The sequence below is a fragment of the Pseudomonas sp. B21-015 genome, assembly GCF_024749285.1.
Classification (GTDB): domain Bacteria; phylum Pseudomonadota; class Gammaproteobacteria; order Pseudomonadales; family Pseudomonadaceae; genus Aquipseudomonas.
The window spans coordinates 4,719,510-4,743,355 of the sequence record NZ_CP087196.1 but is presented as its reverse complement, the minus strand read 5'-3'; the positions used below and the strand labels follow the sequence as shown (position 1 = coordinate 4,743,355).

Here is a 23,846-nt window from a genome sequence, read left to right as displayed (position 1 = left end):
TGGAGCTGGCGCGTTTCCTGCAAGTCCCCCTTTATATCGCCATAAAACGAGCACTTGCAGCGTAGCGGGCAGTGCACACAACGGCGTTGAGCGTTTTATCCAGAAGGCCTGCAAAAGCTTGATACAGCTTGGCTGAGCCCTGTGACGAACAAGAGGGGAGACGATGAAGGCAGTTATTTTGGCGGGTGGCCTGGGCACGCGAATCAGCGAAGAGTCGCACCTCAAGCCCAAGCCGATGATCGAGATCGGCGGCAAGCCAATTCTCTGGCACATCATGAAGCAGTACTCCGCGCACGGAATCCACGATTTCGTGATCTGCCTTGGCTACAAGGGCTATGCGATCAAGGACTTCTTCGCCAACTACTTCCTGCACACCTCCGACGTCACCTTCGACATGTGCAATAACCGTATGGACGTTCACCAGAACTACAGTGAGCCGTGGCGCGTCACGCTGGTCGATACGGGCGATGACACCATGACGGGTGGCCGCCTGCGCCGTGCTGCCCGTTATCTGGAAGGTGAGCAGGCCTTCTGCTTCACCTACGGCGACGGTGTTTCGGACCTCAATATCGGCGCCCTGGTGGACTTCCACCTGACCCACGGCAAGCTCGCTACCGTGACGGCGGTGCAGCCACCGGGACGTTACGGCGCACTGGAACGTGATGGCGACAAGGTATTGGGTTTCACCGAAAAACCCCGTGGCGACGGCGGCTGGATCAATGGCGGCTTTTTCGTATTGTCACCCAAGGTCTTGCCGTACATCGCTGACGATCAAACCTCCTGGGAAGCCGAGCCGCTGGCGGCCCTGGCCACCGAGGATCAGTTGCAGGCCTTCCAGCACGAAGGTTTCTGGCACCCGATGGATACCCTGCGCGACAAAAATCACCTTGAAGCGTTGTGGCAGAGCGGGGAGGCCCCATGGAAGCAATGGGACTGAGCCCGGAATTCTGGCGCGGCAAGCGCGTCCTGCTGACCGGCCACACCGGTTTCAAGGGCAGCTGGCTGACGTTGTGGCTGCAAAGCCTCGGAGCCGAGGTCAGCGGGTTTTCGCTCGATCCGTCGACCGAGCCGAGCCTGTTCGAACTGGCCCGGGTGCACGAAGGCATCAACGATCAGCGCGGCGACCTGCGTGACCTCGGCGCCTTGCTGGAATTGATCGCCGACGTGCAGCCGGAAATCGTCCTGCACCTGGCGGCCCAACCGCTGGTTCGCGAAGGCTATCGCGACCCGCTCGGCACCTATTCCAGCAACGTCATGGGCACCCTCAATCTGCTCGAAGCGATCCGCCAGGTCGGCGGCGTGCGCGCCTGTGTTTTGGTGACGACCGACAAGGTCTACGCCAACAAGGAATGGCTGTGGCCGTACCGCGAGGACGAGGCCCTGGGTGGTCACGATCCTTACAGCAGCAGCAAGGCTTGCTGCGAATTGTTGGCACAGTCTTACGCCGCATCGTTTTTCCCGGCCGACAAATATGCCGAGCATGGCTTGGCGTTGGCCACCGCGCGCGCCGGTAACGTGCTGGGTGGTGGCGACTTCGCGCCTGAGCGTCTTATTCCCGATGTGCTCAAGGCCTGGTCGGCCGACCAGCCAGTGACCCTGCGCTACCCGCAGGCCGTGCGCCCCTGGCAGCACGCGCTGGAACCGCTGGCCGGTTATCTGCAACTGGCCGCTGGCCTCTATGAGCAAGGCCCGGAGTTTGCCGGCGCGTGGAACTTCGGTCCGAGCGAAGCAGACATGTGCAGCGTCGGCGAAGTGGTCGAGTTGCTCGCCAACCGCTGGCCGCAAGCGCGCGGATTGCGTATCGAACCGAGTGATCTGCATGAGGCCGGCCTGCTGCGTCTGGACAGCAGTCGCGCCCGTCAACTGTTGGCCTGGCAACCGCGCTGGTCGTTGCAGCAGTGCCTGACCCAGACCCTCGATTGGCATCTGGCGTGGCAGAACGGCGATGACATGCGTGAAGTCACCCTGGGCCAGTTGAACCTGTACCGAGGCGCGTTGTGAGCGAATTTCTGTTGAAAGCCTTGCCGCTGGCCGGTCTGTTCAGCGTGCAGCACAAACGCTTTGAAGACGATCGCGGGCACTTCGCCCGGCTGTTCTGCGAAGGCAGCCTGAGCGCTTTCGGCCAGCCGTTTCATATCCGCCAGATCAACCACTCCTGCACCCGTGAGCGGGGCAGTGTGCGGGGGCTGCATTATCAGAATTCCAATGCGCCGGAAGCCAAACTGATTACCTGCTTGCGCGGCGAGGTCTGGGATGTGGCGGTGGACTTGCGCCCCGACTCCGAGACGTTCCTGCACTGGCACGCCGAACACCTGCGGGCCGGTGACGGTCGCAGCCTGTTGATCCCGGCCGGGTTCGCCCATGGTTTCCAGACCCTTACCGACGACGCCGAATTGCTCTACCTGCACAGCGCCGATTACACGCCTGCGCATGAGGGTGGGTTGTCGGTGAACGATCCACGGCTGGCGATTGCCTGGCCGTTGCCTGTCAATAATCTGTCGGCCAGGGATTCCAGCCATCCCTTGCTCGATGAACACTTCGCTGGAGTGCGTCTATGAACTGCCGTGGTTGCGGTACTCCTCTGGCCTTGCCGCTGATCGATCTCGGCACTTCGCCGCCGTCCAATGCCTACGTGCGCGCCGATCAGCTGGAGCAAGCCGAGCAATGGGTGCCGCTGAAAGTTGCGGTGTGCCAGCAATGCTGGCTGGTGCAGACCGAGGATTACACCAGCGCCGACAGCCTGTTCGACGCCGAGTATGCCTATTTCAGTTCGTTCTCCAGCACCTGGCTGGCCCATGCCGAGCGCTATGTGACGGAGATGGTCGAGCGCTTCGGCCTGACCGCCGACAGCCGTGTGGTGGAAATCGCCGCCAACGACGGTTACCTGTTGCAGTACGTCGCCGGGCGCGGCATCCCTTGTCTGGGCGTTGAGCCGACCCGCAGCACCGCGCAAGCGGCGCGGGAAAAAGGCCTGGAGATTCGCGAGCTGTTCTTCGGTCGCGACACCGCTGCGCAGCTGAAAAACGAAGGCTGGGCTGCCGACCTGATGGCCGCCAACAACGTGTTGGCCCACGTCCCGGACATCAATGATTTCCTCGGTGGTTTCGCCACCTTGCTCCAGCCGACCGGTGTGGCGACGTTCGAGTTTCCGCAACTGTTGACGCTGATGGCCGGGCAGCAGTTCGACACGCTGTATCACGAGCACTATTCCTACCTGTCCCTGACCGCCGTGCAAACCTTGTGCGAGCGCAATGGCCTGGAAGTGTTTGACGTCAGCCAGCTGTCGACCCATGGCGGTTCGTTGCGGGTGTTCGTCCAGCGTGCCGACGGTGTTCGCCGTGAGGTGCGGCCAGCCGTTCAGCAGCAGTTGCAGGCCGAACTTGCGGCGGGTGTGAAAACCCCCGAGTACTACGCGACCCTGGCGCCAGCGGCCGAACGCATCAAGCACGAGCTGCTGCGCTTCCTGTTGCAGGCCAAGGCCGACGGCAAGCGCGTGGTCGGTTATGGCGCGGCGGCCAAGGGCAACACCTTGCTCAACTATGCCGGGGTCAAACCGGATCTGTTGGCTTGGGTCGCTGATGCCAACCCGCACAAACAGGGCAAGTACCTGCCGGGCAGTCGCATTCCGATCGTTTCACCGGCACAGATCGATCTGGAAAAGCCGGACTACATCCTGGTACTGCCATGGAACCTGTTACACGAAGTCAGTCAGCAACTGGCCCAGGTGCGTGAGTGGGGTGGCCGCTTCGTGATTGCCGTTCCCGAGTTGACCGTCCTGTGAAGGTGCTGGTCACCGGCGCTACCGGATTCGTCGGCCGGCATCTGGTCGCGGCATTGCTCGCCCGGGGTTGCGACGTTCGCGCCGTGGCGCGCAATGCCGAGACTGCTGCGGGTTTGCCGTGGATCAATGAGGTGGAATTCATCGCGGCGGATATTCATGCCGCCGACCTGGACATTGCCACGCTGACCGATGGCGTCGATGCCTTGGCACATCTCGCCTGGCCGGGGTTGCCGAATTATCAGGCGCTGTTTCACTTCGAGCACAACCTGATGGCTGATTACCGGTTCATCAAAGGTGCGGTCGAGGCGGGCGTGTCGCAAGTGTTGGTCACCGGCACCTGTTTCGAATACGGCCTGCAGAGCGGGCCGCTCAGTGAGCAGACCGAGGCACAGCCAAGTAACCCTTATGGGCTGGCCAAGAACACCTTGCGTCTGTTCCTCGAAAACCTGCAGCGCCAACAGCCCTTCACCCTGCAATGGGCGCGGCTGTTTTACCTGCACGGCGCCGGGCAAAACCCCAACAGTTTGCTGGCGGCGCTGGACCGGGCGATCGAGGCCGGGGACGACAGCTTCAACATGTCGGCCGGTGAGCAGTTGCGCGATTACCTGGCGATCGACACGGCCGCCCATTACCTCGCCGCGATCCTGCAACAGCGCGAATTCGACGGTGTGATCAATTGCTCCAGCGGCCAGCCGATATCGGTCAGAGCGCTAGTCGAGCAGCGGCTGCGTGAGCGCGGCGCGTCGATCCGTTTGAACCTGGGCCATTACCCATACCCGACCCATGAGCCGATGGCGTTCTGGGGCGTGGCGGACCGCTTGCAACAGCTACTGGGAGCAGAGTATGAGGCATGAGTTGTATCGGGTCGCCGACCTGCCGGTGTTGCAGAACCGTACCTTTGCCGACGCGCAATCGGCGAAAGCTTCGGCCTGCGCCGACATGGTGTTGGTGCAAGACGAGACGAGCGGGCTGATCTTCAATCAGGCCTTCGACGCCGACAAGCTCAGCTACGACGCCGACTATCAGAACGAGCAGGCGCATTCCGGCCAGTTCCAGCAGCACCTGAGCGATGTCGAAGGGATCATTGCCCGTCACTTCAAGGGCCAGGAACTGATCGAAGTCGGTTGCGGCAAAGGCTACTTTCTTGAACTGCTAAAAGGCCTGGGCTACGCCATCACCGGCATCGACCCGGCCTACGAGGGCGACAACGCCGACGTGATCAAGGCGCCGTTCACTCGCGGCCTGGGGCTGTCGGCGGACGCCATCGTGCTGCGGCATGTGCTGGAGCATATCCAGGACCCGGTGAATTTCCTCGCCGAAATGGCCGACGCCAATCAGGGCGGGCAGATCTACATCGAAGTGCCGTGCTTTGACTGGATCCTCGAGCACCGTGCCTGGTTCGATCTGTTCTATGAGCACGTCAATTATTTCCGCCTCGATGACCTGCGCCGGATGTTCGGCACCGTGCATGAGACCGGTCACCTGTTCGGTGGCCAATACCTGTACATCGTCGCCGACCTGGCGACCTTGCGCCTGACCCCGGAACAACCGGTGCCACGCCTGGACCTGCCCGACAACTTCACCCGCAGCCTCGAGCGCGCGGTGCAGATCATTCAGGCAAACCCGGAGCAAGGTTCGGCGATCTGGGGGGCGTCGTCCAAAGGCGTGATCTATTCGCTGTTCCTGCAACGAGCGGGCGTGGCGGTAGATCGTGTGGTGGACATCAATCCGGCCAAACAGGGCCGATATCTGCCCCTGAGTGGCGTGCGGGTGTCTTCGCCGCAAGAGGCCATGGATGCCTTGCCCGAAGGCGCCAACCTGTTTGTGATGAACTCCAACTACCTCGAAGAAATCAAGCGGATGACCGGTGGACGCTACGTCTATCACGCCGTCGACAGCGCTTCGTTCCAGTGACTATTGAGATTTTGAAAATGACCGACAACAGCATTAATAAAGCCTTCGAAGCCGAGTGCCAGGAACAGATCGCCCAGCAGGGTGACAACCAGAAACTCACCGGCCTGGCCCGGGATTTCTTCAACGAATCGGCCAAACACAAGTACAGCTACCACTTCTCGTGGATGGGCCGTCCGATCATCCAGCTGCCCCAAGACATGATGGCGATGCAAGAGATCATCTGGCAGGTCAAACCGGACCTGGTGATCGAATGCGGTATCGCCCACGGCGGTTCGATCATCTACTACGCCTCGCTGCTGGAGCTGCAAGGCCACGGTGAAGTGCTGGGCATCGATCTCGACATTCGTCCGCACAACCGTGAAGCCATCGAAAGCCACCCGATGAGCAAGCGCATTTCGATGATCGAAGGCTCGAGCATCGATCCTGCGATTGCCGCGCAAGTACGTGCCATTGCCGAAGGCAAGAAAGTCATTCTGGTACTGGACTCCAACCACACCCACGATCACGTGCTCGAAGAGCTGCGCCTGTACGCACCACTGGTTTCGGTGGACAGCTACTGCGTGGTCATGGACACCGTGGTCGAAGACATGCCGGCCGATTTCTTCCCGGATCGTCCGTGGGGCCCGGGTGATAACCCGAAAACTGCGGTGTGGAAGTACCTGGAAGAAAACAAGGACTTCGAGATCGACCAGCAGATGCAGAACAAACTGCTGCTCACCGTTGCTCCGGACGGCTACCTGCGTCGCGTTCGTTGATTTCGGCACATCATTAAAGCGTTAACCAGGCGATTCGCCGGTTGTGGGAGAGGTTATGCAAGGCAAGTCCGTTTCTGAGCACACGTTGCCACTCAATGAGTTGCTGACGGTGGTGTTGATTTCCCACAACCGTCCGGCTTTTTTGCGCAGGGCGATGAAGTATTACGGCGACTTGCCTTGCAAAGTGCTGGTGCTCGATTCCGCCACCGAGCATTTCAAGGGCGAGATCCCTGACGTCGAATACCGACACGTGCCGCAGTTTGCCTACAGTGGCTTCCAGGCCAAAATCGCCTATGGCGTGGAGCAAGTGACCACCCCGTACATGGTGCTGGCAGCCGACGATGACTTCATCGTGCATGAGGCGGTGGCCGAGTCGGTGGACTTCCTGGAAGCAAACCGCGACTACGGGATGTGCCATGGCTATTGCCTGATGTACCTGACCCTCGCTGGCAGCGTGAGCTACTACCGCCGCGACAAGAAGGTGTGCGAGGACTATTCCTCCGAGCGTCCTCAGGATCGCGTGGTCGAGTACATGGGCCAGTACCTGCCGCCGTTTTACGCCGTGACCCGTACCTCGCTGATGAAATCCTGGTATTCGTTGTTGCCACCGGGCACCAGTTTCCAGTGGCAGGAAATCGGTCATGTGTACTACATGCTGGCGTGCGCCAAGGCGCGGATCCTGCCGACTGCTTATGTGGTGCGTGAGATCAACTACGGCAACTCCGAGCACAACACCGAGGTGTATCACTCGTTGACCTACACCGATGCCAAATCGGTGGCCGAGCGTGACGCCTTTGCCGAGTTCCTGGCCTCGTTGCCAACCGGGATCAAGGGCCTCGACCCGGTGCAGGGCAAAGCCTTCGTCATGGAAAGTTTCGACGCCATGATCGACAGCCTGCAAACCGGACGCGCCCTAACCGCGGAGCTGATTTTCCAGTCCATCTGGAACAACGCCCTCAAGGCACCTGATCGTCGTTTCGGGCCACAGCAGTACGTCGAAATGCCGTTCTACAATCAGGCATTTTTCGATCAGTTGACTCAGTTCGAATTCATGCTTCACGCGATGCCGGCCGGGCGTCTTCAGTTAGAACAGCTTGAAGGCGTGTGGACTCGTCAGGAACACTTGCTGAGCCCGCGCAACAACGACACGCCGGAAAGTGTGGTCGACCGTTTGTGGCAGGCCTACGACGCCAATGGATTCAACCGAACGGTGGTCAAGCGGCTGGCGGCGCAACTGGAGGTGTTGGGCGAAGACGAAGAGGCGCAGTCGATGCGGGACTGGAGCGGGCGCCTTGATGCGTTGTCGGTCGTGGATCATCACCCAACGTTCGACACCATGCGCTCGGGGCGCCTGCTCAAGTGGCTGGAGTCCCGTCAACCTGACACCGAACAGGCTGAGTCGATTGCCCGGCACTTGGCAGCCAATGATGGTGGCCCACAGTTCGGCATCCTTTTGCTGGACCTGGATAACAACGTCGAGAAATTGCAGGTCACTCTCGATAGCCTGCTTGAAGGCCACAGCAAGGCGTTCAAGGTCGTAGTCTTCACTACCGGCGAAGCGCCGGCGGCGACCACGGCACAGAACACGCTGCACTTTGTCCGAGTCACGCCAGGCAGCTTTGTCGACAAGCTGAACCAGAGCGCCCGTCAGTCGCCATGTGACTGGCTGTTGCTGGCCGAGGCGGGTGATGAGTTCACCGCGGGCGGTCTGTTACGTGCCAGTCTGGAGCTGTTGTCTGCCGACGACTGTCGCGCCGTGGCCACCGACGAAATCCAGCGTACCGACAATGGCGCACTGGTGGATGTGTTCCGTCCGGGCTTCAATCCTGACCTGCTGCAAAGCCTGCCGGCCTTGATGGCGCGGCACTGGTTGATCCGTCGCGATGTGTTGATTGAGGCCGGTGGTTACCAGCCTGACTTCAGCAAGGCCCTGGAGTTCGACCTGCTGCTGCGCATCATCGAGGCGGGTGGCCTGAGCGGTCTGGCCCACCTCGACGAGCCATTGCTGATCACTCAGGCACCGGTGCGGGAAGAGAATGCCCATGAACGCCTGGCGTTGCTGCGTCATCTGGGCAACCGTGGCTACAAGGCCAAAATCACCTCAGCGACCCCTGGCACCTATCAGATCGACTACCGTCACACTGAGCGTCCGCTGGTCTCGATCATCATCCCGGCCGGGGACGACTTGGCCCTGCTGCGACAGTGCTTGCAAGGCGTGTTGCTGCGTACCCGCTACACCCACTACGAAGTGCTGATCGCGGCAAATCCGACTCAGTCGGCCGAGCTCAATGATTGGCTGGGCACGCTGCAGAACGCCAAAGTACGTGTGCTGTATGCCGACCGAACGCTGAGCAATGTGGCGTTGTACAACGCCGCCAGTCAGCAAGCGCGGGGTGAATACCTGGTGCTGCTGGCTGCGGGCGGTGAAGTGGTCAATCCGAACTGGATCGAGTCACTGCTCAACCATGCCCAGCGTCCTGAAGTGGGCATTGTCGGTGCCAAGCTCGTCGATCGCGAAGGCAAGGTCACGCAAGCCGGTTTGATTCTGGGGATGAATGGCGGCGTGGGGTCGGCCTTTATCGGTGATCGGTATGACGCCAGCAACAGCTATCTGCAGCGATTGGTGCTGGAGCAGAACTACTCGGCAGTGTCGCAGGTGTGCCTGATGGTGCGCAAAGAGCTGTTCGACGCCCTGGGTGGCCTGGATGACGAGACATTTGCAGACGGCTTGAGTGACGTCGATCTGTGCCTCAAGGCTGGTCAGGCGGGTTACCTCACCGTGTGGACGCCGATGGTTCAGGTCATTCACCCGGGCGTGGTGGCGCAGGCTCCAGAGGTGCTCGACGCCCTGCGTGAAAAATGGACCGCTGCCTTCGCGCAGGACCAGGCCTACAACGCCAATCTGGCGCTGACCGGCAAGGGTTTTGCCCTGGGTGAAAGTACCCCGGTGAACTGGGCGCAGCTGCTCGCATAAGCCTGGCTGACAGGTAGAAGGACTCAAGGCATGTTCAACGGTAAATCGATTTTCATCTCTGGCGGCACCGGCTCGTTCGGACGTAATTTCATCCGCCGGTTGCTGGAGCAATACCAGCCCAAGCGGGTGGTGGTGTTTTCCCGCGATGAGCTCAAGCAGTACGAGATGCAACAAACGTTCAACGCACCGTGCATGCGGTACTTCATTGGTGATGTGCGTGACGCCGACCGTTTGCGCCAGGCCATGCGCGGTATTGATTACGTGGTGCACGCTGCGGCGCTGAAGCAAGTGCCGGCGGCGGAATACAACCCCACTGAATGCATCCGCACCAACGTCAACGGCGCGGAAAACATCATTGCCGCAGCCATCGACAATGGCGTGAAAAAAGTCGTCGCGCTGTCCACCGACAAGGCCGCCAGCCCGATCAACCTGTATGGCGCGACCAAGCTGCTGTCGGACAAACTGTTCGTGGCCGCCAACAATATTGCCGGCGAACAGCAAACCCGCTTTGCCGTGGTGCGCTACGGCAACGTGGCCGGCTCGCGGGGTTCGGTGGTGCCGTTCTTCAGCAAACTGATTACCGAGGGCGCCAAAGAGCTGCCGATCACCGATGAGCGCATGACGCGTTTCTGGATCACCCTGGATCACGGTGTGAAGTTTGTGCTCGACAGCTTCGCCCGCATGCACGGCGGTGAAGTGTTTGTGCCGAAGATCCCGTCGATTCGCGTCGTCGATCTGGCGCTGGGCATGGCTGAACATTTGCCGCACAAACACGTCGGCATTCGTCCGGGGGAAAAACTCCATGAACTGATGGTGCCGCTGGACGACGCGCGCATGACCCTGGAGTTCGATGATCACTACACCATTCAGCCGTCGATCCGTTTCACCAGCGTCGACGTGGATTTTGCCGTCGACAAACTGGGCGAGCAGGGCCAGCCGGTGAGCGAAGACTTTGAGTACCGCTCCGACACCAACCCGCACTTCCTTTCGGTGGGCCAGATCGCCGACCTGCACGCGGAGCTGTCGGCATGATTCCCTACGGTCGGCAAAGCCTCGATCAGGCGGACATCGATGCGGTGGTCGCCGTGTTGCAGTCCGACTGGCTGACTCAAGGGCCGACCATCGAGCGTTTCGAACAGGCCATGGCCGAGCGTTGCCAGGCCGATTTCGCGGTAGCGGTGTGCAATGCCACGGCGGCGTTGCACATTGCCTGTCTCGCCGCGGGCCTGGGGCCGGGCGATCGGTTATGGACCACGCCGAACACCTTTCTGGCCTCGGCCAACTGCGGTCGCTACTGCGGCGCCGACGTCGATTTTGTCGACATCGATCCGCTGACCTGGAACCTCGACGCCTACACCTTGGCGTCGAAGCTTGAAATCGCCGAACGCGACGGCACGCTGCCGAAAGTGTTGGTGGCGGTGGCGTTCTCCGGGCAGAGCTGCGATATGCGCATGATCGCCGAACTGGCCGAGCGTTACGGTTTCACGGTGATCGAGGATGCCTCCCACGCGGTCGGTGCGTCCTATGCCGGGCGCCCGGTGGGTTGCGGCGAATTCGCGGCAATGACCGTGTTCAGTTTCCACCCGGTGAAGATCATCACTAGCGCCGAAGGCGGCATGGTGCTGACCAATCGCCCGGAACTGGCCGAGCGCTTGCAGCGCCTGCGCAGCCACGGCATGACCCGTGACCCCGAGCAGATGACCGAGCCCAGCCACGGCCCCTGGTACTACCAGCAAGTGGAACTGGGCTTCAATTACCGGATCACCGACCTGCAAGCGGCCCTCGGCCTGTCGCAGTTGAACAAGCTCGATGGTTTCATCGAGCGTCGTCGCGAACTGGCGGCGCGTTATGACCGGTTGCTGGCGTACTTGCCGCTGACCTTGCCCAGTGCGCAGCCTGAAGCCGAGTCGGCGTGGCATCTGTACGTGGTGCGCTTGCAGACGGAGCGGATCACCCTCAGCCATCGACAGGTGTTCGAAGGCTTGCGAGCGGCCGGAGTGGGTGTGAACCTGCACTATATTCCGCTGCACTTGCAGCCGTACTATCGCGACCAGGGTTTTGCCGAGGGGGATTTCCCCCAGGCCGAACGTTATTACGCCGAGGCCATCAGCCTGCCGCTGTTTCCTCTGCTGAGCGATGAACAACAGGACTATGTGGTCGAGCAACTGCGACGGCTGACCGAATAAATGCTGCCATGGGCCGCTGATGGGAAAGTGTGATGCGTGAACTGAGTGAACAGGAAAAATTCTGGCAGGGCGACTTTGGTAATCAGTATGTCGAGCGCAATGTCGGGCAGCCCCTGGTGGCTGCCAACCTGGCATTGTTTGCCAAGGCACTGACCCGGGCAGGGCGGATTGAGAGCCTGGTCGAGCTGGGTACCAATGCCGGTAACAACCTGCAGGCGTTACGTCAGCTGTTGCCTCAGTGCGATTTGTTTGGGGTGGAAATCAATAGCAGTGCTTGCGCCCAGGCCCGGGCACTGGGAATCGCGCAGATCTGGCAGGGGTCGCTATTCGATTTTCCTCGCGAGCGCACCTTTGACCTGACACTGAGCAAAGGCGTGCTGATTCATCTGGCGCCAGAGTTGCTGGCCGCCGCTTATGCGCAGCTGTATGAGTTGAGCAATCGTTACGTGCTGATCGCCGAGTACTACAATCCGGCGCCGGTCGAGGTGTCGTATCGTGGTAACAGCGGCAAGCTGTTCAAGCGCGATTTTGCCGGCGAAATGCTTGATCGTTATGAGGACCTGCAATTGGTCGATTACGGTTTTGGTTACCATCGCGACCCGCAATTCCCGGTGGATGACATCACCTGGTTCCTTCTGGAAAAACGCCGGTGAACAGCGTCGCAATCATCCCGGCTCGGGGTGGCAGCAAACGCATACCACGCAAGAACCTCAAGCCGTTCGACGGTGTGCCGATGATTGCCCGCTCGATTCAGACGGCGATCAGCTCAGGGCTGTTTGCTCACGTAGTGGTCAGCACCGACGACGAAGAAATTGCCGAGCTGGCCCGTGCCAGTGGTGCGCAGGTGCCGTTCATGCGGCCTGCGGTCCTGGCCGATGACTTCACTGGCACTGCCGCGGTGATTGCGCACGCTCTGGATGAATTACATCGACAGGGTCAGGATTTTGACTATGCCTGTTGCATCTACGCCACGGCGCCGCTACTGCAGACGCGGTTCCTGCATCAAGGGTTGAATCTGCTGGAGCAGCATCCGGAAAAATCCTTCGCGTTCTCGGTGTGCGATTTCGGCTTTGCGGTACAGCGTGCCCTGACCGTTGACGATCGAGGCGCATTAACCGCGTTGTACCCGGAGTTTCGCGACACCCGCTCGCAGGATTTGCCAGCGGCCTATCAGGATGCCGGTCAGTTCTACTGGGGGCGCAGCGAGGCCTGGTTGCGTGGCGATGTGTTGTTCTCGCCGGCGAGCCTGCCGGTGATTCTGCCGCGACATCTGGTGCAGGACATCGACACCCTGGAGGACTGGAAACGCGCCGAATACCTTTACGCCGCATTGAAGGCCGGTGGTGAGTTGCAATGAGGGTGCTGATCCGCGCCGACGCGTCGCCGACCATTGGCAGCGGCCATATCGCCCGCTGCCTGACCTTGGCCAGGGTGTTGCGCAAGCAGGGCGCGCATGTAGCCTTTGCGTGTCGGCTGTTGCCGGGGCATCGACTGGACAACCTGGCAAGCGAGGGTTTCGAGACCTTCGCGCTGCCGGACCGTTATCGCGATGAAGACCCGCAGCAGGCCATCGAGTCGATGTTGCCGTGGCAGGCGGACATTGCCGCGCTGGCGCAAGCATTGGAAGGCCATACGGCTTTCGACTGGATCATCGTCGACCACTATGGCCTCGATCATCACTGGCAGACCGCCGCCCGCCGCTGGGCACCACGAATCGCGGCGGTGGACGACCTGGCCACTCGGCAGTACCGCGTCGACCTGCTGCTCAACCAGAATCTGTCGGGCACGCCAGAGTCCTATGGCTCACTGCTGACGCCCGACTGCCAGACATTGCTCGGCCCACGGTTTGCCCTGCTGCGCGATGAGTTTTGCTGCCCGGCGATCGAGATCAAACCTCGGGCCAGGCGAGTGCTGGTGAACTTCGGCGGCTTCGATGCGGCCATGCAGACCCACCACGCGATGTTGGCGCTGGCGGATTTCCATGAGCTGGAGGTCGATTTCGTGGCGGGTGCCGACAACCCGGCCTGGGAGCAGATGCAGACGTTGGCGGACTATCGCCCGAACTGGCGCCTGCACAGTTTTGTCAGTGACTTCTACCGGTTGATGACCGAGGCCGATTTGTTCGTCGGTGCCGGTGGCGGCACCAGTTGGGAGCGAGCGGCCATGGGGCTGCCGACGATTTGCATTGCGGTCTCGAATAATCAGCAGGCCAACGGCGAGGTGATGGCGACCTCGGGGGCTCATGTGTTCCTGGGCAACCGCGAGCAGGTCAGCGTCGAGCAGCTGCGCCAGGCCATCGGTTTTGTCGTGGGCAATCAGGGGGTTCGTCAGAGTCTGGCCGAACGTTCGCGGCAGCTGGTCGATGGCCGTGGGGCGCAACGGGTGGCGGCAGCGCTGGCGGGTGCGGTGCTGCAGGTTCGCCGGGCCACTCAGGACGACGCGCAAGGGTTGTTCGAGGGGCGTAATGCCGAGGCGGTACGGCGCTGGTCGCTGGACACCCACGTCATCGATTGGCAGCGGCATCAGGCCTGGCTGGCTGCGAGCCTGAGCAATCCGCGGCGGTTGCTGTTGATCGCCGAGGCGGATGACGGCCCGGTCGGCGTGCTGCGCTATGACCTTGACGGTACTCGGGCCGAAGTCTCGATTTATCTGTTCGAAGGCCGATTCGGCCTGGGCTGGGGCAGGGCGCTGCTGGCGCGGGGTGAAGCGTTCGTTACTGCTCATTGGCCACAACTTGAGGCCATCACCGCTCAGGTGTTGCCGGCCAATCAGCCATCGCTGAAGGTTTTCCGCGAGGCAGGTTTTACTCAGAATACTTGCGCGTTCACGCGCGTATTGAAGGATCCAAAACAATGACTAGCTTCAAGATCGGCAATCGCTCGATCGGTGCCGATGCGCCGCCGTTCATCATTGCCGAGATGAGCGGCAACCATAACCAGTCGCTGGAGGTGGCGCTGCAAATCGTCGAAGCGGCGGCCAAGGCCGGCGCCCACGCCTTGAAGCTGCAAACCTACACCGCCGAGACCATGACCCTGGACCTGGCCGAAGGCGAGTTCTTCATCAAGGACCCCAACAGCCTGTGGGCCGGGTCTTCGCTGTACGCGCTGTACGAGAAGGCCCACACGCCGTGGGAATGGCACGCGCCGATTTTTGCCCGGGCCAAGGAACTGGGCATGCTGGCGTTCTCCACACCGTTCGATGATACGGCGGTGGACTTCCTCGAAAGCCTCGACGTGCCGGCCTACAAGATCGCCAGCTTCGAGAACACCGATCTGCCGCTGATCCGCCGGGTCGCCGCCACCGGCAAACCGCTGATCATTTCCACTGGCATGGCCAGCATCGCCGAACTCGATGAAACCGTGCGCGCCGCCCGTGAGGCCGGTTGCAAGGACCTGGTGTTGCTCAAGTGCACCAGCACTTACCCGGCAACGCCGGCCAACAGCAATGTGCGCACGATCCCTCATCTGCGTGAACTGTTTGGCTGTGAAGTCGGTTTGTCCGATCATTCGATGGGCGTTGGGGTGTCCGTCGCCGCGGTGGCGCTAGGGGCGACAGTGGTGGAAAAACATTTCACCCTCGACCGCGCCGCCGGTGGGGTGGATGCCAGTTTCTCCCTGGAACCGGCCGAACTCGCCAGCCTGGTGATCGAAACCGAACGCGCCTGGCAGGCCATGGGCCAGGTGCATTACGGCGTGACTGAAGCCGAGCGCAAGTCCCTGGTGTACCGTCGGTCGCTGTATGTCACCCAGGACATGGTTGCCGGTGAACCCTTCACCGTCGCCAATCTACGGGCCATCCGCCCTGGCCTGGGGCTGGCCCCCAAACACGCTGAAACCCTTCTGGGCCGCCGCGCCCGCCAGGCCATCAAGCGCGGAACGCCGCTGGAATGGTCGTTGGTCGAATAACCGCTTGTGGGGCTGATTCGGCGAAATAGCGTGACCTGCGAGTCATAACGCGCATCTTCACTGTATTGTATAAAAAGGGGAGATGGCGCCTGGTCTGTTTTTTAGCCCAGTGATGGCCCTTTACTCTTCCCTCTGTCACCCCCTTGAGGGCGACGTTATTCGTTGTTTGTCGGCGCCCCTCGAATCCTTGCGAGCGGTGGTATTGGGCTGTTTATTATTGGGAAGCCGTAATGATTGGCATAAAGAGCATTGCGAGCTACGTTCCTGTAGCCGGCGTGGACAATTACGCACAAGGTGCAAAATTCGAAAAGGATGAAGAGTTCATCCTGGGCAAGATCGGTTCGGCCTTCCTGCCGCGCAAAGACGCCGGGCAAGAAACTTCGGACCTGTGTGTCGAAGCAGTCAACGCGCTGTTCGCCAACAACCCTGATTTGAAGCGTGAAGCCATCGACGTGCTGATCGTCGTCACCCAGAACGGCGACGAAGAAGGTCTGCCGCACACCGCCGCCATCGTTCAGGACAAACTGGGTCTGCCGACGACCGTGGCCGCGTTCGATATTTCCCTGGGCTGCTCCGGTTACGTCTATGGCATCTACGCCATCAAAGGTTTCATGGAAGCCGCGGGCCTGAAGAATGGCCTGCTGGTGACCGCCGATCCGTACTCGAAGATCGTCGACCCGGAAGACCGCAACACCACCATGCTCTTCGGCGACGCCGCCACCGCCACCTGGATGGGCGAAGACGCGCCATGGCAGTTGGGCAAGGCCAAGTTCGGCACCGACGGTTCCGGCGCGCCGCACCTGAAGGTTTCCGACGGGGTTTTCTTCATGAACGGCCGTCAAGTGTTCAACTTTGCGCTGCTCAAAGTGCCGGCGCATTTGCATGAGCTGCTCGCTGACTCGGGCCTGACGGCCGACGATATCGATGCCTTCTGCATTCACCAGGGCAGTGCGGCGATTGTCGATGCCGTGGCACGGCGTTTCGAGGGCGAGCCTGAGAAGTTCATCAAGGACATGGTCGAGACCGGTAATACCGTATCGTCGAGCATCCCGTTGCTGCTGGAAAAACACGTGCTCGACTCCAAGTGGAAGCGTGTGGCACTCAGCGGTTTCGGTGTTGGTTTGTCTTGGGGTTCGGCGATCATCTATCGCCCGTGACCTGAACGTCCCGGCAGTTAAAAAATAGCGCTCAAGGTGTAACCTTGAGCGCTATTTTTTTATGCATGAATCAAGAACGAGGCAGCATGAGCGACAGTTTTGAGGGTAATGCCCGGGTGGTAGGGGCCCGCTGGCCGGCACTGCTTGAGCGGTTGATGGCTGAAGACAGTGCCTCGCTGCAGGCGGATCTGGTCGAGGGTCTGGGCTCGACCCTGCGCATTGGCGGTGTTCAGCTGACCAGTCGACATGATCGTGTGGCTGAAGCCCGTTTTCAGGCGAACAGTCTGCCTTCCGGCTGCCCGCAACTGCATGTGTACGGCACCGGCCTTGGGGATTTGCAGCAGCAGCTGCTGCTGCGTCCAGAGCTTGAGCGCCTGCATGTCCACATTCTCAACGGCGCGGTGTTCGCGCTGGTACTGCGGTTGCTCGACCAGCAGCAATGGCTCGAGGATCCGCGTGTCGAACTGGTTTACGCAGGGGACGCGGCAGAAATCTGCCTGCCGTTCTTTGCGTTGCCTGCCGAGCTGGTGCTGGCAGATGAATTCAACGCCCGGATTCGCGATCGTCTGATCAGTGAAGTGCACCTGAGTTTCAACAACCGTGAGTTCGACCCGCACAACCCCAAGGTCATCGAGCGCTTGCAGGCCAGTCTCGAGTTGTTGCGTGCCGACCGTGATGTGGCTGAGCTGTTTGCCACTTGTCCGGGGCGTGAAGCCTATGTCATCGGCACCGGCCCGAGCCTGGAGCAGCACTTCGAAAAATTGCGGGCCATTGGCGCTCAGGCGCAGCGGCCGCTGTTCATCTGTGTCGACACGGCGTTTCTGCCTTTGCTCAGGCACGGCATCCGGCCGGATCTGGTGGTCAGTATCGATCACCGCATCAGTACGCGGCATTTGTCGGCGGAGGATTCTGCCGACATCCCGCTGGTCTATTTGCCAATGATCGACCCACAGGTTCTGGGCGCCTGGCGCGGTCCGCGCTACGTCGGTTACTCCGCCAGCCCCGTTTACAGGAACGTCCGCCAGCAAATCCAAAGGGCTCAGCTCTATGTCGGCGGCAGTGTGATCCATCCGGCAGTGGATCTGGCGGTACAGATGGGGGCGGATCGAGTCACGCTGTTCGGTGCCGACTTCGCCTTCCCGATGAACAAGACTCACGCCGGATGGGGCGATGGGGATCTGGGGCCGACGCTGAACGTGGCCAGGCATTGGGTGCTCGATGGATATGGGAAGCGGGTCAAGACTCAACTGAATTTCCGCAGCTATCTGTGCGAGTTGGAGCGTTACATCGCCGGGCACCCTGAAGCGCGTTTCTATAACAGCAGTCGCGAGGGGGCGATGATCATGGGCGCAGCGTTCAACCCGGAGTTCGTGCAATGAGCCGAATCGAGCAATGTGCGCGTGAGTGCCGGCAATGCGCCGGGCTGTTTCGGCTGGGACGTGATGTCGAAGCGGTGCTGAACATGGTCGAGGTGTTCGAGCATGTGCAGGCGGTCGTTCAAGGGGCGGAGCCGGACATCCAGCAGCAATGGGCCCGGTTACTGGCCGGCATGCTCGATTGCCAGGAAGCGCAGGACTGGCTGGGGTTGGCCGATTCGATGGAATACGAGCTGGTCGATTTACTGGAGGCCGCCCGCGCGTCTTATTGACGCCTGTCTACGGCTTCATTTTTGCTCGTTGTGTTTTCATCGGCGGTTTACTGACGTCATTTTTTCTCCCCTCGTTGCCTTGGAGGCCTTTGTTTTCAGGGGGTGGCAGTGTGATGGCAAAAAAATTCAAAAAAGCCCTCAAGCAACCTGCCAACCCGACGATAACTATTACGAAGGTTCTCTAGGCCACACCCGGCGGTTGCCAGGGCCGGAAGCCGCAGTACCCAACCAACGAGGATTTCGTCATGGCTTTAACCGTAAACACCAACGTTACATCTTTGGCTGTTCAGAAGAACCTGAACAAGGCTGCCGATGCACTGTCCACTTCGATGAGCCGCCTGTCTTCTGGCCTGAAAATCAACAGCGCCAAAGATGACGCCGCCGGCCTGCAGATCTCTACCCGTATGACCAGCCAGATTCGTGGCCAGAACGTTGCCGTGAAGAACGCCAACGACGGTATCTCGATGGCTCAGACCGCTGAAGGCGCTCTGCAAGAGTCCACCAACATCCTGCAACGTATGCGTGAACTGGCTGTCCAGTCGCGAAACGACACCAACAGCAGCGTTGACCGTACCGCTCTGAACTCTGAATTTGCTCAGATGTCGGACGAACTGACCCGTATCGCCAACTCCACCCAGGTCAACGGCAAGAACCTGCTGGACGGCACCGCTGGTACCATGGCTCTGCAAGTGGGTTCCAACACTGGCTCGTCCAACCGTATCGACCTGGTTCTGAGCAGCGCGTTCGACGCCGCCACTCTGTCCGTAGCCAGCGGTTCTGTTGTGATCAGCGGCACCAGCGCCACTGCCAGCGGTAACATCGACAACGCAATCACCGCAATTGACGCGGCTCTGGCGACCATCAACGCCACTCGTGCAAACCTCGGTGCTTCGCAAAACCGTCTGACCAGCACCATCTCCAACCTGCAGAACATCACTGAAAACGTGACTGCTGCACAAGGCCGTATCCAGGATACCGACTTCGCTGCTGAAACGGCTAACCTGACCAAACAGCAAACTCTGCAACAAGCTTCCACCGCAGTTCTGGCTCAAGCCAACCAGCTGCCTTCTTCCGTACTGAAACTGCTTCAGTAATTCCGGAATGAGTATTGGCGGGGGGGCGCGCTAGTCGTGCTCTCTCGCTTTTTTACTTTCAAGAGGTGATGGACATGGATATGAGCGTCAAGCTGAACTTGTCTTACCCGGCCGCGAAACAGGTCAATCCTGTTGCGGACAACCCGGCTGAGGTGCCTCGGGTCGACAGTGTCAAGGCTGTTGCAACCAACAAGGGTTCGAATTCTGATCCGGAAAAGTTGAAAACGGCCGTTCAGGAAATCGAAAAGTTCGTGCAGTCGATCAAGCGCAATCTTGAATTCTCGATTGACGAAAGCTCGGGCAAGGTGGTCGTGAAAGTGATTGCCACCGAATCGGGAGAATTGGTGCGGCAAATTCCTTCCGAAGAAGCCTTGAAGCTGGCGGACAGCTTGAATACTGCAAGTAATGTGTTGTTCGACGCAAAAGCCTGACAACTGGCACGAATAGTGTTTGCAATACGTTTGCCGACACTGATGGTCAAAAGTTCGGCGACAGACCGATAGGGAGAGTTACATGGCAAGTCCAATTACGACGAGTACGGGTCTTGGTTCCGGCCTGGATGTCAGTTCGATCGTTACGGCGTTGGTGAATGCTGACAAGTCGGCCAAGCAGACCCAGATCAACACTCAGGCGACGCTCAATACTGCGAAGATTTCCGCTGTCGGCTCGCTCAAGAGTGCTCTGACAACCTTCCAGACTGCCATGACCACGCTCAAAAGCACCACGACTCCGGCGTTTTCGGGGTTTGCTGCGACCTCTTCGGCAACCAGCGTCTTGACGGCAACGTCCGACAACACCGCTGTAAACGGTAGCTATTCCGTTACGGTCAAGAACCTGGCCACCAGTTCGAAAGTTGCCAGTGCCTCCTTTGCCGGTGGAACTACCAGTGCCATTCCGAGTGGTACTCTGAAAATCAGTCAAAATGGCACTGACTACGATGTGACTATCCCATCCGGTGCGACGCTGCAGTCGACCCGCGATGCGATCAATACCACGCTGCAAACCAAAGGCATTACCGCCAACATCGTCACCGATACCAATGGCTCGCGCCTGGTGATCGGCTCGACCACCACCGGTGCGGGCTCCGATATCTCTGTCAGTGGCATCGCCGGGCTGGAAATCGACGGCAGTACCAAAATGGATGGCACCACGACCAGCGCCGGTTATATCGGTAGTCTGGCCGCAGATGCGACCGTCGAAATCGACGGTCTGACAGTCACCAGCGCAAGCAATACCATCAGTCAGGCCGTTGGTGGTCTGAACATGACACTGGTGGCGGCCAGTACTACGCCCGTAACCGTGACAGTAGCCAACAACACCGCCGGCCTGAAAACCTCGCTCCAGTCGTTTATAGATGCCTATAACGGGCTGATCACCAGCATCAATACCTTGACCAAGGCTACCGAGGACAGCGATGGCAATCTGACCGTGGCCGCCGCGCTGACAGGCGACTCCATGCCGCGCTCGCTGATTGCAGCCGTGCGCAACGAGCTGGTTGCCCCAGGGGCCGGCAGTTCGCTGTCGGTGTTGGCGCAGCTCGGGATTCGGACGAGTCAGAGCGACGGTACGTTGAGTCTGGACAGCACCAAATTCACTGCGGCGATGGACAAAGGGCTGGGCGGTGAAATTCAGACCCTGTTCAACGGCACCGACAGCACCAATGGCCTGATCTCGCGCATGAGTGCGGCGATCGAGCCTTATACCAAGGCCGGCGACGGTATTCTCGCTCAGCGCTCCACTAACCTGAGCAAGCAAAAGAGCGATCTGGCCGACCAGCAAGATGCGCTTGACCTGCGGATCACCAACCTGACCGCTATGCTGACGGCCAAATACAACGCAATGGATCTATTGGTCGGGCAAATGAAGGCGACGGCGACCAGTATCACGTCCTTCTTCGATACGTTGAATGCACAGCAATCCAGCAGCTAACCATAAGCTGATGCCAAAAACCCGGCTGCATTTTCATGCATGCCGGGTTTTTGCCATTCGCTCTAAAGTATTCCGGTTCGTAGACGATACATTGCCTATACGAACTCTTGAGTTGTGATGAGGTAGAACATGAATCCGATGTTAGCCCTTCGGCAATATCAGAAGGTTGGAGCCCAGGCTCAGACCTCCGAGGCCAGTCCGCATCGTCTGGTGCAAATGCTCATGGAAGGCGGGCTGGATCGCATCGCCCAGGCCAAGGGCGCCATTGATCGCAAGGATATTCCTGCCAAGGGCGAAGCCATCGGCAAGGCGATTGGAATTATCGGCGGTTTGCGTGAAGGTCTGGATCTTGAACAGGCGGCTGAGGCAGTCGGTGAACTCGATCGTCTTTACGCCTACATGATGAAGCGTCTCGCCGAGGCCAACATCAAGAGCGATGCTCGGATTCTCGATGAAGTCGCTGGTTTGCTGCGCACGGTGAAAGAAGGCTGGGATGCTATTGCCGCGCCGGGTCCGCAGTTTTAAGGAGATCACCATGAGTCTTGTCTTGCAGCGAATCGAACAAACCCGGGACGCCCTGGTCGATGCATTGGCCGAGCGCAATTGGGAGGCCATTGGTGAGTTGGACCTGGCTTGCCGTTCCTGCATGGAAGACGTTTTGAGTGAAGCTTCGGTGGACGAGGCCGCGTTGCGCGACAACCTTGAGGAGTTGCTGGGGGTGTATAAACAGCTTCTGGCGGCGGCGACGGGTGAGCGGCAGGCAATAGTCGACGAGATGTCGCAGATCCACCAAGCACAGAGCGCGGCAAAGGTTTACCATCTGTTTGGTTAATTAACCCTCAGTTAATCCAAACATAGTGCGCCATAAATTTGACTGTGCACGTTTTTTTGACTTAACTAGTGGCTGGTTCCAGATTTCAGGCGTCTACAGGCACACTGTGTCTGCAAGCGTCTAGCTTGCCCCTCATTTTGGGCATTGAGTTGACTAGGGAAGTTGCTATTGCATGTGGCGTGAAACCAAAATTCTGCTGATTGATGACGATAGCGTCCGCCGCCGCGATTTGGCGGTGATTTTAAATTTTCTCGGTGAAGAAAATTTACCCTGTGGCAGCCATGACTGGCAGCAGGCTGTCGGCTCTTTGTCATCAAGTCGTGAAGTAATCTGTGTCCTCATCGGGACGGTCAATGCTCCTGGTGCACTCATGGGCTTGTTAAAGACACTCTCAACCTGGGATGAGTTCCTTCCAGTTTTGTTAATGGGCGATAATTCTTCCATTGACTTGCCGGAAGACCAGCGTCGCCGAGTGCTTTCGACCCTCGAAATGCCACCCAGCTACAGCAAATTGCTCGACTCGCTGCATCGTGCCCAGGTCTATCGCGAGATGTATGACCAGGCCCGTGAGCGCGGTCGTCACCGTGAACCCAATCTTTTCCGCAGCCTTGTCGGCACCAGCCGGGCGATTCAACACGTCCGTCAGATGATGCAGCAAGTCGCCGACACCGACGCCAGTGTGCTGATTCTCGGCGAGTCCGGGACCGGCAAGGAAGTGGTCGCGCGTAACTTGCACTACCACTCCAAGCGTCGTGACGCGCCGTTCGTTCCGGTCAATTGCGGGGCGATCCCGGCCGAGTTGCTGGAAAGCGAATTGTTCGGTCACGAGAAGGGCGCCTTCACCGGGGCGATCACCAGTCGTGCCGGGCGTTTCGAGCTGGCCAACGGCGGTACCCTGTTCCTCGATGAGATCGGCGACATGCCGCTGCCGATGCAGGTCAAGCTGCTGCGTGTCTTGCAGGAGCGCACCTTCGAGCGTGTGGGCAGCAACAAGACTCAAAGCGTCGATGTGCGGATCATCGCGGCGACTCACAAGAATCTCGAAAGCATGATCGAGATCGGCACCTTCCGCGAAGACCTCTACTATCGCCTGAACGTGTTCCCGATCGAGATGGCGCCGTTGCGCGAGCGCGTCGAAGACATCCCGTTGCTGATGAACGAGTTGATCTCGCGCATGGAGCACGAGAAGCGCGGTTCGATCCGTTTCAACTCGGCGGCGATCATGTCGCTGTGCCGTCACGGCTGGCCGGGTAACGTTCGTGAGCTGGCCAACCTGGTGGAGCGCATGGCGATCATGCACCCGTACGGGGTGATCGGCGTGGTCGAGTTGCCGAAGAAATTCCGCTACGTCGACGACGAAGACGAGCAGTTGGTCGACAGCCTGCGCAGCGATCTCGAAGAGCGGGTGGCCATCAACGGTCATACCCCGGATTTCACCGCCAACGCCCTGCTGCCGCCGGAAGGTCTGGATCTGAAGGACTACCTCGGCGGTCTGGAGCAGGGGTTGATTCAGCAGGCGCTGGATGATGCCAATGGCATTGTGGCGCGGGCGGCCGAACGGCTGCGCATTCGTCGCACGACCCTGGTGGAGAAGATGCGCAAGTACGGCATGAGCCGTCGTGACGGTGATGAACAGGCGGATGATTGACGCCTGTTTTTCAACCCCTTCAT

23 protein-coding genes are annotated in these 23,846 nt (G+C 59.8%); all 23 read left to right on the top strand.

Annotated elements, in window-relative coordinates:
- Nucleotides 1-163: 163 nt before the first annotated feature.
- The 23 genes from rfbF (at nucleotide 164) to LOY38_RS21600 (ending at nucleotide 23,823) form a co-directional block, all read left to right on the top strand.
- Entirely contained in the window at nucleotides 164-937 is a 774-nt protein-coding gene (gene rfbF, locus LOY38_RS21710) for a glucose-1-phosphate cytidylyltransferase (protein WP_258696983.1), read from the top strand.
- Nucleotides 919-2,001: a CDP-glucose 4,6-dehydratase gene (gene rfbG, locus LOY38_RS21705; protein ID WP_258696982.1), complete on the top strand. Its 1,083-nt coding sequence runs from the start codon at nucleotides 919-921 to the stop codon at nucleotides 1,999-2,001. Before rfbF ends, rfbG begins: the two co-directional genes overlap by 19 nt.
- Nucleotides 1,998-2,558 carry a dTDP-4-dehydrorhamnose 3,5-epimerase family protein gene (locus tag LOY38_RS21700; protein WP_258696981.1) on the top strand — a complete coding sequence of 187 codons (561 nt, stop codon included), beginning with the start codon at nucleotides 1,998-2,000 and terminating at the stop codon, nucleotides 2,556-2,558. The genes rfbG and LOY38_RS21700 overlap by 4 nt, the downstream gene beginning before the upstream one ends.
- The gene (locus LOY38_RS21695) at nucleotides 2,555-3,781 is read left to right on the top strand and encodes a class I SAM-dependent methyltransferase (protein ID WP_258696980.1); all 1,227 of its coding nucleotides are present in this window, start codon (nucleotides 2,555-2,557) and stop codon (nucleotides 3,779-3,781) included. Before LOY38_RS21700 ends, LOY38_RS21695 begins: the two co-directional genes overlap by 4 nt.
- On the top strand, nucleotides 3,778-4,635 hold the full coding sequence (locus LOY38_RS21690; protein WP_258696979.1) for an NAD(P)-dependent oxidoreductase: 858 nt from the start codon (nucleotides 3,778-3,780) through the stop codon (nucleotides 4,633-4,635). Before LOY38_RS21695 ends, LOY38_RS21690 begins: the two co-directional genes overlap by 4 nt.
- Nucleotides 4,625-5,695, top strand: coding sequence for a class I SAM-dependent methyltransferase (locus tag LOY38_RS21685; protein WP_258696978.1), 1,071 nt, complete (start codon nucleotides 4,625-4,627; stop codon nucleotides 5,693-5,695). Before LOY38_RS21690 ends, LOY38_RS21685 begins: the two co-directional genes overlap by 11 nt.
- 17 nt (nucleotides 5,696-5,712) lie before the next feature.
- Nucleotides 5,713-6,450, top strand: coding sequence for a cephalosporin hydroxylase family protein (locus tag LOY38_RS21680; protein ID WP_258696977.1), 738 nt, complete (start codon nucleotides 5,713-5,715; stop codon nucleotides 6,448-6,450).
- A gap of 55 nt (nucleotides 6,451-6,505) precedes the next feature.
- Nucleotides 6,506-9,424, top strand: coding sequence for a TIGR00180 family glycosyltransferase (locus LOY38_RS21675; RefSeq protein WP_258696976.1), 2,919 nt, complete (start codon nucleotides 6,506-6,508; stop codon nucleotides 9,422-9,424).
- A gap of 30 nt (nucleotides 9,425-9,454) precedes the next feature.
- Entirely contained in the window at nucleotides 9,455-10,456 is a 1,002-nt protein-coding gene (gene pseB, locus LOY38_RS21670; RefSeq protein ID WP_258696975.1) for a UDP-N-acetylglucosamine 4,6-dehydratase (inverting), read from the top strand.
- Complete coding sequence (gene pseC / locus LOY38_RS21665) at nucleotides 10,453-11,610, top strand: UDP-4-amino-4,6-dideoxy-N-acetyl-beta-L-altrosamine transaminase (protein WP_258696974.1); 1,158 nt, start codon at nucleotides 10,453-10,455, stop codon at nucleotides 11,608-11,610. The genes pseB and pseC overlap by 4 nt, the downstream gene beginning before the upstream one ends.
- Nucleotides 11,611-11,642: 32 nt before the next feature.
- Nucleotides 11,643-12,263, top strand: a complete 621-nt coding sequence (locus tag LOY38_RS21660) for a pseudaminic acid biosynthesis-associated methylase (protein ID WP_258696973.1) — start codon at nucleotides 11,643-11,645, stop codon at nucleotides 12,261-12,263.
- Nucleotides 12,260-12,967, top strand: coding sequence for a pseudaminic acid cytidylyltransferase (pseF, locus tag LOY38_RS21655; RefSeq protein WP_258696972.1), 708 nt, complete (start codon nucleotides 12,260-12,262; stop codon nucleotides 12,965-12,967). The genes LOY38_RS21660 and pseF overlap by 4 nt, the downstream gene beginning before the upstream one ends.
- Nucleotides 12,964-14,466 (top strand): UDP-2,4-diacetamido-2,4,6-trideoxy-beta-L-altropyranose hydrolase, encoded by a 1,503-nt coding sequence (gene pseG, locus LOY38_RS21650; RefSeq protein ID WP_258696971.1) that lies wholly within the window; start codon nucleotides 12,964-12,966, stop codon nucleotides 14,464-14,466. The genes pseF and pseG overlap by 4 nt, the downstream gene beginning before the upstream one ends.
- Complete coding sequence (gene pseI, locus LOY38_RS21645) at nucleotides 14,463-15,515, top strand: pseudaminic acid synthase (RefSeq protein WP_258696970.1); 1,053 nt, start codon at nucleotides 14,463-14,465, stop codon at nucleotides 15,513-15,515. Before pseG ends, pseI begins: the two co-directional genes overlap by 4 nt.
- Before the next feature lie 230 nt (nucleotides 15,516-15,745).
- Nucleotides 15,746-16,672, top strand: a complete 927-nt coding sequence (locus tag LOY38_RS21640) for a ketoacyl-ACP synthase III (protein ID WP_008072591.1) — start codon at nucleotides 15,746-15,748, stop codon at nucleotides 16,670-16,672.
- An 86-nt stretch (nucleotides 16,673-16,758) separates the two neighbouring features.
- Nucleotides 16,759-18,051, top strand: coding sequence for a motility associated factor glycosyltransferase family protein (locus LOY38_RS21635; RefSeq protein WP_258696969.1), 1,293 nt, complete (start codon nucleotides 16,759-16,761; stop codon nucleotides 18,049-18,051).
- A complete protein-coding gene (locus LOY38_RS21630) occupies nucleotides 18,048-18,320 on the top strand; it encodes a hypothetical protein (protein ID WP_258696968.1) in 273 nt (90 codons plus the stop codon). The genes LOY38_RS21635 and LOY38_RS21630 overlap by 4 nt, the downstream gene beginning before the upstream one ends.
- A gap of 245 nt (nucleotides 18,321-18,565) precedes the next feature.
- Complete coding sequence (locus LOY38_RS21625; RefSeq protein ID WP_258696967.1) at nucleotides 18,566-19,414, top strand: flagellin domain-containing protein; 849 nt, start codon at nucleotides 18,566-18,568, stop codon at nucleotides 19,412-19,414.
- Between the two features lie 74 nt (nucleotides 19,415-19,488).
- Complete coding sequence (locus LOY38_RS21620; protein ID WP_258696966.1) at nucleotides 19,489-19,845, top strand: flagellar protein FlaG; 357 nt, start codon at nucleotides 19,489-19,491, stop codon at nucleotides 19,843-19,845.
- An 82-nt stretch (nucleotides 19,846-19,927) separates the two neighbouring features.
- A complete protein-coding gene (gene fliD, locus LOY38_RS21615; RefSeq protein ID WP_258696965.1) occupies nucleotides 19,928-21,343 on the top strand; it encodes a flagellar filament capping protein FliD in 1,416 nt (471 codons plus the stop codon).
- Between the two features lie 129 nt (nucleotides 21,344-21,472).
- On the top strand, nucleotides 21,473-21,868 hold the full coding sequence (fliS, locus tag LOY38_RS21610; protein ID WP_258696964.1) for a flagellar export chaperone FliS: 396 nt from the start codon (nucleotides 21,473-21,475) through the stop codon (nucleotides 21,866-21,868).
- Nucleotides 21,869-21,878: 10 nt separating this feature from the next.
- Nucleotides 21,879-22,175 (top strand): flagellar protein FliT, encoded by a 297-nt coding sequence (locus tag LOY38_RS21605; RefSeq protein ID WP_258696963.1) that lies wholly within the window; start codon nucleotides 21,879-21,881, stop codon nucleotides 22,173-22,175.
- Nucleotides 22,176-22,347: 172 nt separating this feature from the next.
- Complete coding sequence (locus LOY38_RS21600; protein WP_258696962.1) at nucleotides 22,348-23,823, top strand: sigma-54 dependent transcriptional regulator; 1,476 nt, start codon at nucleotides 22,348-22,350, stop codon at nucleotides 23,821-23,823.
- The last annotated feature ends 23 nt before the right edge of the window (nucleotides 23,824-23,846 follow it).

Excerpts from the sequence above, each read along its gene's own strand:
- LOY38_RS21605 (WP_258696963.1), top strand. The coding sequence starts at position 21,879 with ATGAGTCTTGTCTTGCAGCGAATCGAACAAACCCGGGACGCCCTGGTC.
- pseC (WP_258696974.1), top strand. The coding sequence starts at position 10,453 with ATGATTCCCTACGGTCGGCAAAGCCTCGATCAGGCGGACATCGATGCG.
- fliS (WP_258696964.1), top strand. The coding sequence starts at position 21,473 with ATGAATCCGATGTTAGCCCTTCGGCAATATCAGAAGGTTGGAGCCCAG.
- LOY38_RS21600 (WP_258696962.1), top strand. The coding sequence starts at position 22,348 with ATGTGGCGTGAAACCAAAATTCTGCTGATTGATGACGATAGCGTCCGC.
- LOY38_RS21675 (WP_258696976.1), top strand. The coding sequence starts at position 6,506 with ATGCAAGGCAAGTCCGTTTCTGAGCACACGTTGCCACTCAATGAGTTG.
- LOY38_RS21680 (WP_258696977.1), top strand. The coding sequence starts at position 5,713 with ATGACCGACAACAGCATTAATAAAGCCTTCGAAGCCGAGTGCCAGGAA.
- LOY38_RS21640 (WP_008072591.1), top strand. The coding sequence starts at position 15,746 with ATGATTGGCATAAAGAGCATTGCGAGCTACGTTCCTGTAGCCGGCGTG.
- LOY38_RS21695 (WP_258696980.1), top strand. The coding sequence starts at position 2,555 with ATGAACTGCCGTGGTTGCGGTACTCCTCTGGCCTTGCCGCTGATCGAT.
- LOY38_RS21635 (WP_258696969.1), top strand. The coding sequence starts at position 16,759 with ATGAGCGACAGTTTTGAGGGTAATGCCCGGGTGGTAGGGGCCCGCTGG.
- rfbG (WP_258696982.1), top strand. The coding sequence starts at position 919 with ATGGAAGCAATGGGACTGAGCCCGGAATTCTGGCGCGGCAAGCGCGTC.
- fliD (WP_258696965.1), top strand. The coding sequence starts at position 19,928 with ATGGCAAGTCCAATTACGACGAGTACGGGTCTTGGTTCCGGCCTGGAT.
- LOY38_RS21660 (WP_258696973.1), top strand. The coding sequence starts at position 11,643 with ATGCGTGAACTGAGTGAACAGGAAAAATTCTGGCAGGGCGACTTTGGT.
- pseG (WP_258696971.1), top strand. The coding sequence starts at position 12,964 with ATGAGGGTGCTGATCCGCGCCGACGCGTCGCCGACCATTGGCAGCGGC.
- LOY38_RS21625 (WP_258696967.1), top strand. The coding sequence starts at position 18,566 with ATGGCTTTAACCGTAAACACCAACGTTACATCTTTGGCTGTTCAGAAG.
- LOY38_RS21685 (WP_258696978.1), top strand. The coding sequence starts at position 4,625 with ATGAGGCATGAGTTGTATCGGGTCGCCGACCTGCCGGTGTTGCAGAAC.
- LOY38_RS21630 (WP_258696968.1), top strand. The coding sequence starts at position 18,048 with ATGAGCCGAATCGAGCAATGTGCGCGTGAGTGCCGGCAATGCGCCGGG.
- rfbF (WP_258696983.1), top strand. The coding sequence starts at position 164 with ATGAAGGCAGTTATTTTGGCGGGTGGCCTGGGCACGCGAATCAGCGAA.
- LOY38_RS21620 (WP_258696966.1), top strand. The coding sequence starts at position 19,489 with ATGGATATGAGCGTCAAGCTGAACTTGTCTTACCCGGCCGCGAAACAG.
- pseI (WP_258696970.1), top strand. The coding sequence starts at position 14,463 with ATGACTAGCTTCAAGATCGGCAATCGCTCGATCGGTGCCGATGCGCCG.
- pseB (WP_258696975.1), top strand. The coding sequence starts at position 9,455 with ATGTTCAACGGTAAATCGATTTTCATCTCTGGCGGCACCGGCTCGTTC.